This is a genomic window from Marinifilum sp., assembly GCF_965230805.1.
Classification (GTDB): Bacteria; Bacteroidota; Bacteroidia; order Bacteroidales; family Marinifilaceae; genus Marinifilum.
In genome coordinates, this window is the sequence record NZ_OZ246019.1 from 67,255 (window position 1) to 80,202 (window position 12,948).

Genomic DNA, 12,948 nt, shown 5'->3' on the forward strand with positions numbered 1-12,948 from the left:
ACTTGAGTGGATATTCTATTTTTTCAATTATGAATGTGAGTTCTTCCCTTACCGGGAATCTGCATTAAATATTGAGAGGCGACAGCCAAAGTGGTGCATTTCTTTACCTCTTTGGCTGTTAGCTTATCTATGGAGTATTGCAACCGGCTTTTTATCCTTTTGCCTATCGGGAATTAGATCCAGAGGAACGAATTATGCCAATAGCCAACCCACATGTTTATAAAAACATTATTTCTTTTGCCAAACCGTCATTTGGGCTAGCGTGTGCTGAAATTTGCGAGAAGTTTCTCGAATTACAAAAGGCACATCTTTAGGTTCGCACAACATCTCGAATCGATCGGATAATAAATCTTTTAAACCTTGAAGTGTAGAGTAAGGCTCACCATCCTTTCGGTATCCTCCTAACCAATTCTCAAGTTCGGTAAATTCCTCTAACCAGGTGTATGGCGAGGTCAACACCAATAGTCCGCCCTCATTTATTCTTTCTGCTATCTCTTTTAAGAATTTCTTCGGATCATACAGTCGGTCTATCAGATTTCCTGCAAAAACCAAATCATATCCCGCAAACAGTGGTTTTAGGTTACAAGCATCAGCCTGGTAAAACTCAACTTTATCACGACAGTGATTTAAGTCAAAGTCGGCCAGCTTAAACTCTTGGTACGTATTCAATTGCCCTTCTTCCTGACGGATATAATTCAATTTGCCTGTCTCCTTTAGCTGGGTACCAATACGTATAAATCGAGCAGAAAAATCGAGTCCTGTAACATGATCAAAATACTTAGCCAACTCAAAAGTCATGCGTCCTGTTGCACATCCCAAATCCAAAGCTTTACTTCTTTTAACATCCTTTATATGATTATGGATCAAAGCCATACACGATAATGCATAATTTTCTACACCAAAATATTTTTCACCATACTGAAATTCACAATACTGCGAAACCAACTCATCGGTTTCATAATAATCCGATTTGAGTTCTACCTCCATATCTGATTCTATGTATCGAAATCCTGCATGCTGAAAGAAATGACGACGGAATGCGTAACGAGAATCGCGAATGGCCAGATTTCCTGTCGAAATCCATGATCCTCCTTTTATCAAATTGTGCTTGGCATCAAAGGTTGGGGTCGAAAAATCATCGTAGAAAGGATGCACTTCAAAACCGTCAAAACCAGAAATTGGCATTTCAGTCCATTGCCACACATTGCCAATCACATCGTAAAAACCTTTCGATTCGAATTTGTTTACCGGACACGAGGATGCAAAATGCTCCAAGTTAATATTACCAGGTGCTTTATCCCATTCGGGCTGATCTGGTATTTGCACACTATCGTAAAGTCTGTAATATTCTGCTTCGGTAGGCATTCGTAATTTCTTTCCTGTTATTGCCGATTTCCAATTGCAAAATGCTTTGGCTTCCAAATAGTTCACCTCCACCGGCCAATTCCAGGGCATATCAATCTCCTCGCTCATCAATCGCAACTTCCAAGAATTTTCATCTGCTATCCAAAAAATCGGACTAGTAAACTTTACGTACTTAAGCCAACTCCACCCCTCTTCGGTCCACCATTTTTGTGTCTGATATCCATTATCATCCACGAACTCTTTAAATTCCTGATTTGAAACCAAATACTTCGATGCATTAAAAGAATTAATTTTAGTTTTAAAGCTACCAAATTCGTTATCCCAGCCATACAAAGCATCATCACGCTCTTTGCCAATTTGCACTTTCCCTGTTTCAACCCTAAGCAAATCATTCTCAGGTGCTTCTCCACTCTCCTCGCAAATCTCAAACAAATCGATATTCTGTACCTGATCAATTGGCAATTGCCTGATTAAAACGGAGGAGGTTTCGATATGAATTCTTTGATGCTCAATACCCATTAGGATTACCCAAAATTGCGAATCCCAAACAATTGGCATATTTAAGGGTAACTCCTCTATCAATTTCTCAATCAGCACTTTTACTTGCAAACGATACTCGTGCACCTCTTGCACATTGGGCCAATCATAGTGTTTTTCGTTTAAATCATCCCACGACATTTCGTCAACTCCAACTGCAAACATCGATTCAAACTTCGGATGAATTCTATCCTTAATAATGCCAGCCAAAATCAATTTATTGATAAAAAACACTGCCGTGTGTCCAATGTAAAAAATCAATGGATGACGCAATGGATCTGCCCTCAAGTAAAAGGTATCATCATATTTTAAACTATCGTATAAACGATTATCCAACTCCCAGGTCGCCCTAAAATACTTCAAAACCTCGGCGCGCTTTTCTTCTACTGATCCTTCATTTAAAATTGGTGTTTTTGTTGTAAGCAGTGCATGATCTATTGTTACCTTTTTCTTTTCTTCCATTGTATGTTTAGTTAAGCTTAATAGTTATATGAAATTAAAGAAAAAATCATCTGCAACAAACCCAAGTTTTAAAAGCCATGGCATTTAAGAAAAAATTAACAATAGTGATATACTGTGGCATGCTCATTGATTATAGATATTGCATATTTTCATTCCAAAAACAATTTAAGCCCCCTTATCTCTTGCCCAGTCATGCTCTGACTCTAAGCAAGCTGTAAATGTCAGGCTATGACTCATAAAAACCGTCCTCCCTCATGCTCTGATCCTAATCAAGCTGCAAATGTCAGGCTATGACTCATATAACGTCCTCCCTCATGCTCCAACTATAAGAAAGCTGCAAATCAAGCTATGACTGCTATGCTTCAATAAAATTAGTATCAACAAGCTCCTTGTTCTCTTTGTTCAGCATGTTTTTAGGAATACATTCCTTAATCACACTCACAACTGCATTCAATAGATTCTTTCTTACCTCCGATCTCAACTGAATCAAACTAATTTCTCTCACCTTTTCATTCCCTTTGATATCCTTAAGCATGTCCTCCTGATCCGCAGGAATCATTAAAGTAGCCAATTCAGGCACAAAAGTAATTCCGCCTTTGCAATCAACAATTCTTCGAAGTGCATCAATATTGTTGCTTTCATACACCAAGTCTCCATCTTGTTTTGCAGATACAGAACACATATTGCTTACCTGATCCATAAAACAATTGCCCTCTTTAAGCATCCAAATACTATTGGCATCAATCTGGTCGATGGCAATCTCATCCTCTTCAAAAAATTCATGCTTATCGGATACATACAAATAAAATTTCTCATAGAACATCGACTGCATCTTAAAATTACTTTTCAACTGTATGGGAGTCGAAATAATTCCCCCATGCAAACTTCCATCTTTAATTCCTTGCAGAATTTCCGGGGTTATTAACTCTTTAACCTTAAGCTTTAACTTAGGATAACGCTTTTGCAGTTCATCTGCAAACAAAGGAAGCAGGTATGGCGCCAGAGTCGGAATCATCCCCAAATGCAGTTCTCCTTGAACATCCTCTGACAATTGAAGTGCAAAATCCTCAAGATGCTTTGAATCGGTAAACAACGATTGTGCTTTTTCTAAAAATAACAAGCCATTTGCTGTAGGCTCTACTTTTTTGTTACTTCTATCAAATAGCTTAATGCCCAACTCTTCCTCCAAGGCTTGAATTTGCAAACTAACCGCAGGCTGAGAAACCTCCATATACTTAGCCACTTTGCCATAAGAACCTAGTTTCTGCAAGGCTAAGGCATACTCAAGTTGTTTTAATGTCATTCTATTAGGTGTTATTATCAACAAATCAAATATAATTAATCATTCTTATTCTAACGTGAGTTCGACGTAAAATTCTATCCACAGAAAGTTATATTTGCGATAGATTTGCATTAAAAATTTGGAAAGAATAGCGGGCTATTTTGAGGAATTTTTAATGTGAAGATGTCGTAAAGAGAACTTTCCATTATGTGTTTGCCTGCTTTCGGCATAAATCTCCTCAAATCTTCTTGAAATATCCCGATATTCCTTCGAAAATTTGAGAAAATTTCTACTCAAAATCAGATCAAACTGTGAACGAATTTTACCTCGAACTCACGTTATTCTAATATCAGTTCAAACATACTATCTGGAAAGATTACAAATAAAAATCCTCTTTCCAATCGCATAAAGTAGTATTGTTTTATACCTTTGCACATCTGTAACTTTACACTAAATACTTTTTACTTAATCAATGAAAATAGGAATTATTGGCGCAATGGAAATCGAGGTAGTAAAACTACGATCTCTATTGTCGGATAAAGAAGAACAACACAAAGCAGGATTTGTTTTTTATACAGGAAAACTAAACGATAATGATATTGTACTGCTTCAGTCAGGCATTGGCAAAGTAAATGCTGCCATTGGAGCCGCAATAATGATTGACAACTTTTCCCCTGATTGTGTGATTAATACAGGAGCTGCCGGAGGATTTCCGGGAGAATTAAAAGTTGGTGACATTGTTATCTCTGATGAATTGATTCATCATGATATGGATTGTACGGTTTTCGGATATAAAACCGGTCAGGTACCAGGCATGCCAGCTAGTTTTAAGGCCGATGAACAGCTCATCGAACTGGCAGACAAATGCATTCATAAATTGACCGATTTAAACACCAAAAAAGCAACAATTCTTACTGGCGATCAGTTCATGAATAATCCGCACGCAAGCAAGAAAATAAAAGAGATTTTCCCAACTGCCGAAGCCGTTGAAATGGAAGGTGCAGCAATTGCACAAACCTGCTATCAATTTAATACTCCTTTTGTAGTTATCCGATCTATTTCGGATATTGCAGGACAAGAAAATGCTCTTGAGTATGAAAAATTTGTTGAAACGGCTGCTGTTAATTCGGCCAGCATGATTGTTGAAATGACAAAAGAATTAAAAAATAAAAATATAGATTATGGAAAAGATAGATAGCTTTACAGTTGATCACAATAAATTAAAACGAGGAATTTACGTTTCGAGAAAAGATAGATTTGGTGATGAAACCATTACCACTTTCGACATCAGAACCAAACTAGCCAATCAGGAACCTGCAATGGATATCCCTGCAATGCATACCATGGAACACCTTGGAGCTACCTTTTTAAGAAACAACAAAAAATGGTCCGACAAAACCGTTTACTTTGGCCCTATGGGATGCAGAACTGGTTTCTACATCATTTTCCATGGTGATTTAAAATCGGAAGATGTTATTGAGGTTACCAAAGAAATGTTCGATTTTATGGCCGAATTCGAAGGTGAAATTCCAGGAACCAACAAGGTTGAATGTGGTAACTATGTAAGCCACGATTTAACCGTAGCCAAATGGGAATCGGACAAGTATAGAAAAGAAGTGCTTTCCGATTTGAAAGAAGAGAATTTGAATTATCCGCAATAACATCTGTATTTGATGATAATACGGGTATAATCAAAACAATACAAAAGGAGGCTGTCATGTATCGACAGCCTTTTTTATTGCCCAATTTTCATTAAATTTAAACAAATCCACAGAATCCTTTTATCTATGAAAATTTCGGGCTTTCGCTTCTTTGTTATTACTGTACTCATCTTATTAATTCCCATTTATGGAAACTGGAAATTGTTCCTAAATGGTGAGAAAGCAAAAGGTGTTGTCATTAAAACCAGCAAAGACAGCATGGGTGATTTCTACTCGCTATACTCTATTATTCAATACGAAGTGGAAGGAAAGCAATTTCAAATAAAAGGGATCGAAAATGTAGAATATCCTACAGGCAAAAAATTCACAATCCTTTACCATCCCAAAAATCCAAATGATGCAGTTCTTTATAATTTTAAAGGAGTATATTTTAATCGCCTAACTTCAGTTTCAATTGTTCTTTTTGTGTTATGGGTGGCTTTTTATCTCAGTTTCAGTCCAAAAAGTGAAAAAAGAAAATCGCAACGAGAACGTTTCAAAACCAGTGCTAAGTTTTCTCAGCATAAATTGAACTGACCGCAACCATACGAAGCGGTTTTTTATCTCTAAAACTCGCTAAGCCCAATTATCAATTCTATCTTTGCAGGCAAAACAAATTTTTGAAGAATGACCAAGCCTGAATTATTATTACCTGTTGGAAATCCTGAAATGTTTCATGCTGCCTTAAAAGGTGGTGCCGATGCTGTTTATCTTGGACTGCGACAGTTCAATGCCCGAGGAAGAGCATCGAACTTTACCAGCTCACAGCTATTGGCTCTGATTAAAATTGCACGGAAGAACAACATGAAGGTTTTTCTTACTTTAAATACAGTGATCAAGAATGAGGAATTACCCGACTTGCTGGACACCTTAAACTTGATTCAGAAAACAGGGGTTGATGCCATCATTATTCAGGATTGGGGCGTATATTACTTGGTTAAAAAGCATTTTCCAAAAATTACCATTCATGCCAGTACTCAAATGGCTCATCACAATTCCTTGGGAGCAATTTACTGCAAAAGCAAAGCTTTCGAACGCGTAGTAATGGCAAGAGAGTTAACACTTACCGAATTAAAGGATATTCGAAAGAAATGCGATATCGAATTGGAAATATTCATGCATGGTGCTTTGTGCTACTCCTTCTCGGGCATGTGTTTGTTTAGTAGTTATCTGGGCGGAAGTGGCGCCAATAGAGGATTGTGCGCACAACCTTGCCGAAGATTCTACGAAACAGGGAAGGAAAAAAGATATGTTTTTAGTCTAAAAGACAATCAGGCGGTTGATGTGTTACCGGATTTAATAAAAATGGGTGTTGAATCCATTAAAATTGAAGGAAGATTAAAACCTGCCGAATTTGTTTACAATGTTTCCAGAGCTTACAGAAAAGTTATTGATAGTAATGATTTAAAAGCGGCAAAAGAAATTCTGGCTTATGACATGGGAAGAGAAAAAACTGGATATTTTCTTGCAGGAAATGTAAACAAAGCAATTACCGAAAATACAAACACCGGCATTCTGATTGGCTCTGTTGAAAAGAGAAACAGAAACACTGTAATTTTCACCTCTTCGCATGACATACAAATTGGCAACAGAATCAGATTCAAGCAAAAAAATGGCGAACCTCAAAAGGCAGTTAAGCTTAAAGAGTTTAAAAAACTGAGCAGAGGCACCTATCAACTTGAAATCGGAAATGTTGTTTCTGAAAAAGGTGATCAGGTATATTTGGCTGGCATGATGCAAGAAAAGTTCCCAAACAAATTCCGCGAAGAAGGGAAACCCGTAAAAGCCAATTTACACCGAACAGAAAAAGCCAAAATCCTTAACTCCTTAGGAAAAAAGAACATTCCTCTAAAAGAGCAAATCTATGTTCGAATTGATTCCTTGGCATGGCTGCGTAAAGTAAACTTAAATGAAGTAAACTATCTAATTCTTAACCTCAAAAAATCGGAATGGGAAGAGTTTAAATGGGATGTTCCTTTTCTTCAAAAGAATGCTCCTAAACTAATCATTGAGTTGCCAAAATTCATTCAGGAGAAAGATCTTGACTTTTACAAACAACTATGCAAGAAATCAATGCGAAATGGATATCAAAATTTTATGCTGAGTCATTTATCACAGAAACTTTTACTTCCTAACAAAGCTCGAATCTCTTGCAACGAGAATGTATACCTGTTTAATGATGCAGCCATTGCTCACTTGCGTGATGAAAAAATCAACTTGTTCTGTCATCCACAGGAAAATGATTTGAAGAATTTGTTGAAAAGCCAGGATCGTTTTGGGATTGTACCAGTCTACTTCTACCCCCAGCTGTTCTATTCTCGTATGCCTGTTAAAACAGTAAACGATGAGTTAATTGACGACATGCAGGGAGAATACACAAAAGAGCTTCGCGATGGAATAACCATTGTTTATCCGAAGCACCCGGTAACTTGGATGCAGCAAAAAAACAATTTGCACAATGAGGGGTTCAGAAGATTTTTGATCGATTTAAGTAATGAGAAAGTATCATCGAATACTTTTAAAAGATTATTGAAAAATTTCCAGCTATCAAAACAAGTGCAACCATCTACGAGCTTCAACCTCAAAAAAGGATTGAAATAAATAATTAATTAGCTGAAAACCTTTACAAGGTGTAAAAAGTAGCTCCTTATTTAACGTGAGTTCGACGTAAAATTCTATCCACAGAAAGTTATATTTGGGATAGATTTGCATTAAAAATTTGGAAAGAATAGCGGGCTATTTTGAGGAATTTTTAATGTGAAGATGTCGTAAAGAGAACTTTCCATTATGTGTTTGCCTGCTTTCGGCATAAATTTCCTCAAATCTTCTTGAAATATCCCGATATTCCTTCGGAAATTTGATAAAATTTCTACTCAAAATCAGATCAAACTGTGTACGCATTTTACGTCGAACTCACTTTATTTAAAAAGGAATCATCCATATTTACAAGATCTAAATCAGACTTTGCAATTATCAATTGTATAAAACATGCTGTGAAATCGATAAAAATACATCGCTAAAAGTTAGGTTTTTACTATTTTGGCGATTCAACAATTTTAATATTAATACTAAACCTATTAAAGTGAAAAAGACGTTCTTTTATTTACTTGTTGCAGGAGTTGTTTTTACAGCCTGCGATGAAAAAAAAAGCATGCAAAAAACTGACAATCCGTTTTTTGCTGAGTACAATACTCCTTTCCAAACTCCTCCGTTTGATTTAATTAAATTCGAACATTTCGAACCTGCTTTCATGAAAGGTATGGAAGAAGGTCGTGCCGAGATTGATGCAATTGCAAACAGCAAAGAAACTCCAACTTTCGAGAACACAATTATTGCCTATGAAAAAGCTGGTGCTTTATTGGACAAAGTAGGAAGTGTATTCTATAATCTTAAGGGATCAGAAAACAATGAGTCTATTGCTGCCTTAGCTAAAAAGCTATCTCCACTTACAACCAAATACAGTGCAGATATCAGCTTAAACGAAAATTTATTCAAAAGAATTAAAACAGTTTACGATCAAAAAGATCAGCTTGAACTTTCTATTGAAGAGCAAAGCATGTTGGAAAAAATCTACCAAGGATTTGTTCGTGGTGGAGCCAATCTTCCTGCTGATAAAAAAGACCAGTTGCGTAAAATTGATGAAGAGCTTTCTTCCTTAATTCTACATTTTGGAGAAAATGTTTTGAACGAAACAAATAACTTTGAATTGGTAATAGATAATAAAAAAGATCTTGCCGGACTTCCTGAGGGTGTTATTGGTGCCGCTGCCGAAACAGCAAAAGCTAAAGGAAAAGAAGGAAAATGGGTATTCACTACCCAAAAGCCAAGCATGCTTCCCTTCTTACAATATGCCGAAAATCGTGATCTTCGTAAGCAATTGTACATGGGATATGTAAACCGTGGCAACAACAACAACGAATACGATAATAAAGAGATTGCTAAGAAAATTGTAAACCTTCGTATGCAACGTGCCCAATTATTCGGCTACAACAATCACGCTGAATTTATTCTGGAACAAAACATGGCCAAAACACCTGAAAAAGCATTCGAATTGTTGAACAAACTATGGAGTGCTGCTCTTCCAAATGCCAAGAAAGAAGTAAAGGAAATGCAAAAAATCATCGATCAAGAAGGTGGTAAATTTAAGTTAGCTTCTTGGGATTGGTGGTACTATGCCAACAAGCTTAAGAAAGCAAAATACAACTTGGATGAAGAAGAATTGCGTCCGTATTTCGAAATTAATAACGTTCGCGACGGTGCATTTAAATTGGCTGGTAAATTGTATGGTATCAAATTTATTCCTCGCAACGACATTGCTAAATTCAATCCCGAAAACCAAGTATACGAATTACAAGAAGCTGACGGATCGCACATTGGTATTTTCTATTTGGATTATCACCCACGCGCTTCGAAACGTGGTGGTGCCTGGATGAGCTCCTTCCGCAAGCAAGCTGGTTTCGGAACCGATAAGTCGGTTACACCTATCATCATGAACATCTGTAACTTTACCAAGCCTGTTGGCGATACTCCGGCATTGTTAACGCCAGATGAGGTTCAAACATTGTTCCACGAGTTTGGTCATGCTCTTCATGGATTCTTCTCGAAGTGTAAGTACAAATACTTATCTGGAACTTCTGTAGCTCGCGACTTTGTTGAGCTTCCTTCTCAGGTGATGGAAAACTGGTGCTTCGAACCTGAAATGTTAGCAATTTATGCGAAGCATTACAAAACAGGAGAAGTGATTCCTGCTGAATTGGTAAAGAAAATTCAGAATTCCGGTAAATTCAACCAAGGATTTGCAACTGTTGAATACCTTGCTGCTTCGATGTTGGATATGAAATATCATACTTTATCAGAACCATTAACGGAAGACGTAATGACTTTTGAAAAGAACTATTTAAAAGAATTGGGTTTGATTCCTGAAATCTATTCCAGATATCGTTCTACTTACTTCAACCATATTTTTGCCGGAGGTTACTCAGCAGGTTACTACGCATACATTTGGGCTGGTGTTCTCGATTCAGATGCTTTCCAGGCATTCAAGGAAACCGGCTTATTCAACAAGGAAACGGCAAAGCTATTCCGCGATAATGTACTGGCAAAAGGTGGTACTGAAGATCCAATGGAATTGTATGTACGTTTCAGAGGTGCTGAACCTAGCATTGATCCACTATTGAACAAGAGAGGATTAAAATAAATCAGATGCGATAAGCTAATTCAAATAAAAAAAGACGATTCACAATGTGAATCGTTTTTTTTGTTACCACTGTCAATCCTAAGCCCTCCGTTTACTCAAAATATAACACCTCTCACATATTAATTTACTGCTTTCACTCAATACTTTTGGAATTGAGTCTTAGAATTAAAACTTTTGCTTGTAACATTTTATGACTTGAATGTTGGAATTAAGAAATCACCCTGTATCAACTAAAAAACATTTACAAAAATGAAGACACAAACACAAGCAAGTGATTCCCCAAAAGCTACTCTATCCGCACCGTGGTATACCATTCAAAGAATACTGGCATACACTATCGGACAATCTGCTACAACTATCGTATCAGAACTGGATCCAAAAAATTATCAAATTAAGGTAATCGCCCTAAGCGAGGATATTGCAAAATGTATTGCCAACACAATTAGGTTGACTCATCAAATGGGCAATATTACTGTTAACATTTTGGTATACGACACCGCCGGTAATATATGGGTACCAAATGACAACAACAATGTTGATTTCTTGCTTAACAACCTACGAATTGCTTTAATGAACAATCCTATGGTTTACTCAGTTAGTGAATTTAACTCTTATGCAGCAATCTGTTGTGTGCCGCAAGTGGTACAGTTTTACAACGATGACTTGGGCAATCCTGACGAATTTACCTCAATGCTTGCTGCTGAAGCATTCCGAAGAGTGTTTAAAAAAGATATTATCACTTACACCCTTGGTAAAGAAATTGGTAACATTTAAAACAATTAAAACATGAGTGAATACAATATTTTAACCGTATTAAAGGCTAGTAAATTTCCAAACGAAGGCACCTTCCAAAATCCTTATGGCGGATGGCGATATTGGCATAACGAAGTCTTTATGATTGCTGATGCTCCTGATGGTTTGATCGGAAAACAAGCAACTGATCTTTTAGAACTAAGAGTTCGACCCGGGGATGTTATCAATTGGTTAGATACTCCTATTTCGCAAGGATTAAGAAAGAAAGATGGAACAGATATCGACATGCTTGTTTACGGCATGAGAAAAGGAAGCAATTGGGATCAGGCTCTGGAACCTCTGAAAGGAGAAACAAAAAATATGAGTCATGCCTATATTAACTCAAATTTCGATTGCGATCAGGAACCAACTTTCCAGTGTCTTACCTATCCTAACAACTTATGCTCTTGCAAGGTTAAAGAAGTTTCACAGCAAGTTGAAATCAGATACTACCTAAAAATGGCGAAGTTGGATTTAACCGATCCTGACAATGTTAAGGTATTGGGTTGGTATGAGATCGATCCTAAGATAATTGTAGAACCACTTGATTCAATACAGAACACTAATCGTTCTAAAGAAAATGCAGTGAGCCCTTGACTCTTTCTTCACAAGTAACTTACAATCGATAAGAGACTGTCTCAAACGAGATGGTCTCTTTTGATTTCAGGCGAATGTGAAAAGAACCCTTTTAAGCAATACGATTTCGCTTTTGCTGATCTTCAGTCGTTAAGTTTCGTAAAGCAAGACAGAAAGGTAAGGAAAAACACAAAAAACTTTTTGATGGAAACCATCCTGAATTCTCACTCTTCTTCATATTCCGTTTTATTTACATACATCGTGAGGATTTTATGCTGCATGGTTTCAATTGGATAAGCCTCTGGTTCAAGAACGTAATTCATCGCTATTCCATCGAGCATTGATATTAAGAATCGGGTTTCCATTTCCGGATCATCCGCTCCGTTTAAGCTAAAATACTTATTTAGCACATCCAATTTTAAACTTACAATTTCATCTAACTCCTGTCTATACAATTCCACCACTCCTGCTTGCAATCTTAAAGCATAAAACATTTTAAAAAACTTAAAATGCTTCTCAATTGAATCGAAATAATCATTGATGAAAAATAACAATTCCACCTCTAGCAAATTTCCGTCATCATTCGGATCAAGCCCATCAAATAATAAATGAACGGCTTCTGCCACAATAGTATGAAGCAGATACTCTTTGGTTTCAAAGTAAGAGAATAACATTTCTTCTGAGATTTCTGCAGCTTTTGCTATTTTTACTCCTGTTGTGGCAAAATAACCTTCTTGTACAAAAATCTCCAAGGCGGTACTTATTATTTCCCTCCTTTCCTCAATATCTTTGGGCAATTTATTGGTTGTAGCCATAATAACAATCATTTAAGTGAAAAACATCGGTTTTCATCTAAGTTACAACAGAAATTCACTTTTCTCCAAAAAATAGTAATTCACTAATGATAAATACAATCTAATATTTCATCTTCGTAGCTAGTTTGTTGTTATGACAATGTAGGCACTAGCCCTGCCATCTGTTTGTTTTTCCATACCAATATTCGGGATTCAGATACCAGGGCTAAAGGTCTTGAAAGC

The 12,948-nt window shown here is 36.8% G+C and carries 10 protein-coding genes; 7 read left to right on the forward strand and 3 right to left on the reverse strand.

Annotated features, from left to right (window positions below; all coding sequences use genetic code 11):
- Nucleotides 1–228: 228 nt before the first annotated feature.
- Complete coding sequence (gene ovoA / locus ACO05S_RS00260; protein WP_421919549.1) at nucleotides 229–2,364, reverse strand: 5-histidylcysteine sulfoxide synthase; 2,136 nt, start codon at nucleotides 2,362–2,364, stop codon at nucleotides 229–231.
- 355 nt (nucleotides 2,365–2,719) lie between these two features.
- On the reverse strand, nucleotides 2,720–3,667 hold the full coding sequence (locus tag ACO05S_RS00265; protein ID WP_421919550.1) for a LysR substrate-binding domain-containing protein: 948 nt from the start codon (nucleotides 3,665–3,667) through the stop codon (nucleotides 2,720–2,722).
- A 451-nt stretch (nucleotides 3,668–4,118) separates the two neighbouring features.
- On the opposite strand from ACO05S_RS00265, the gene ACO05S_RS00270 reads away from it, so the two are divergent.
- The 7 genes from ACO05S_RS00270 to ACO05S_RS00300 all read left to right on the forward strand — a co-directional run bounded on the left by ACO05S_RS00270 (nucleotide 4,119) and on the right by ACO05S_RS00300 (nucleotide 11,932).
- Nucleotides 4,119–4,844: a 5'-methylthioadenosine/adenosylhomocysteine nucleosidase gene (locus ACO05S_RS00270; protein WP_421919551.1), complete on the forward strand. Its 726-nt coding sequence runs from the start codon at nucleotides 4,119–4,121 to the stop codon at nucleotides 4,842–4,844.
- Complete coding sequence (locus ACO05S_RS00275; RefSeq protein WP_421919552.1) at nucleotides 4,828–5,307, forward strand: S-ribosylhomocysteine lyase; 480 nt, start codon at nucleotides 4,828–4,830, stop codon at nucleotides 5,305–5,307. Before ACO05S_RS00270 ends, ACO05S_RS00275 begins: the two co-directional genes overlap by 17 nt.
- A 126-nt stretch (nucleotides 5,308–5,433) precedes the next feature.
- Nucleotides 5,434–5,883, forward strand: a complete 450-nt coding sequence (locus tag ACO05S_RS00280) for a DUF3592 domain-containing protein (protein ID WP_421919553.1) — start codon at nucleotides 5,434–5,436, stop codon at nucleotides 5,881–5,883.
- Nucleotides 5,884–5,973: 90 nt separating this feature from the next.
- Nucleotides 5,974–7,947 (forward strand): peptidase U32 family protein, encoded by a 1,974-nt coding sequence (locus ACO05S_RS00285; RefSeq protein WP_421919554.1) that lies wholly within the window; start codon nucleotides 5,974–5,976, stop codon nucleotides 7,945–7,947.
- 481 nt (nucleotides 7,948–8,428) lie between these two features.
- The gene (locus ACO05S_RS00290; RefSeq protein ID WP_421919555.1) at nucleotides 8,429–10,543 is read left to right on the forward strand and encodes a M3 family metallopeptidase; all 2,115 of its coding nucleotides are present in this window, start codon (nucleotides 8,429–8,431) and stop codon (nucleotides 10,541–10,543) included.
- A 249-nt stretch (nucleotides 10,544–10,792) separates the two neighbouring features.
- On the forward strand, nucleotides 10,793–11,317 hold the full coding sequence (locus ACO05S_RS00295) for a hypothetical protein (protein WP_421919556.1): 525 nt from the start codon (nucleotides 10,793–10,795) through the stop codon (nucleotides 11,315–11,317).
- 12 nt (nucleotides 11,318–11,329) lie between these two features.
- The gene (locus ACO05S_RS00300) at nucleotides 11,330–11,932 is read left to right on the forward strand and encodes a hypothetical protein (RefSeq protein WP_421919557.1); all 603 of its coding nucleotides are present in this window, start codon (nucleotides 11,330–11,332) and stop codon (nucleotides 11,930–11,932) included.
- A gap of 203 nt (nucleotides 11,933–12,135) precedes the next feature.
- Here ACO05S_RS00300 and ACO05S_RS00305 read toward each other — a convergent pair whose 3' ends face one another.
- Nucleotides 12,136–12,726, reverse strand: a complete 591-nt coding sequence (locus ACO05S_RS00305) for a TetR/AcrR family transcriptional regulator (protein ID WP_421919558.1) — start codon at nucleotides 12,724–12,726, stop codon at nucleotides 12,136–12,138.
- Nucleotides 12,727–12,948: the final 222 nt, after the last annotated feature.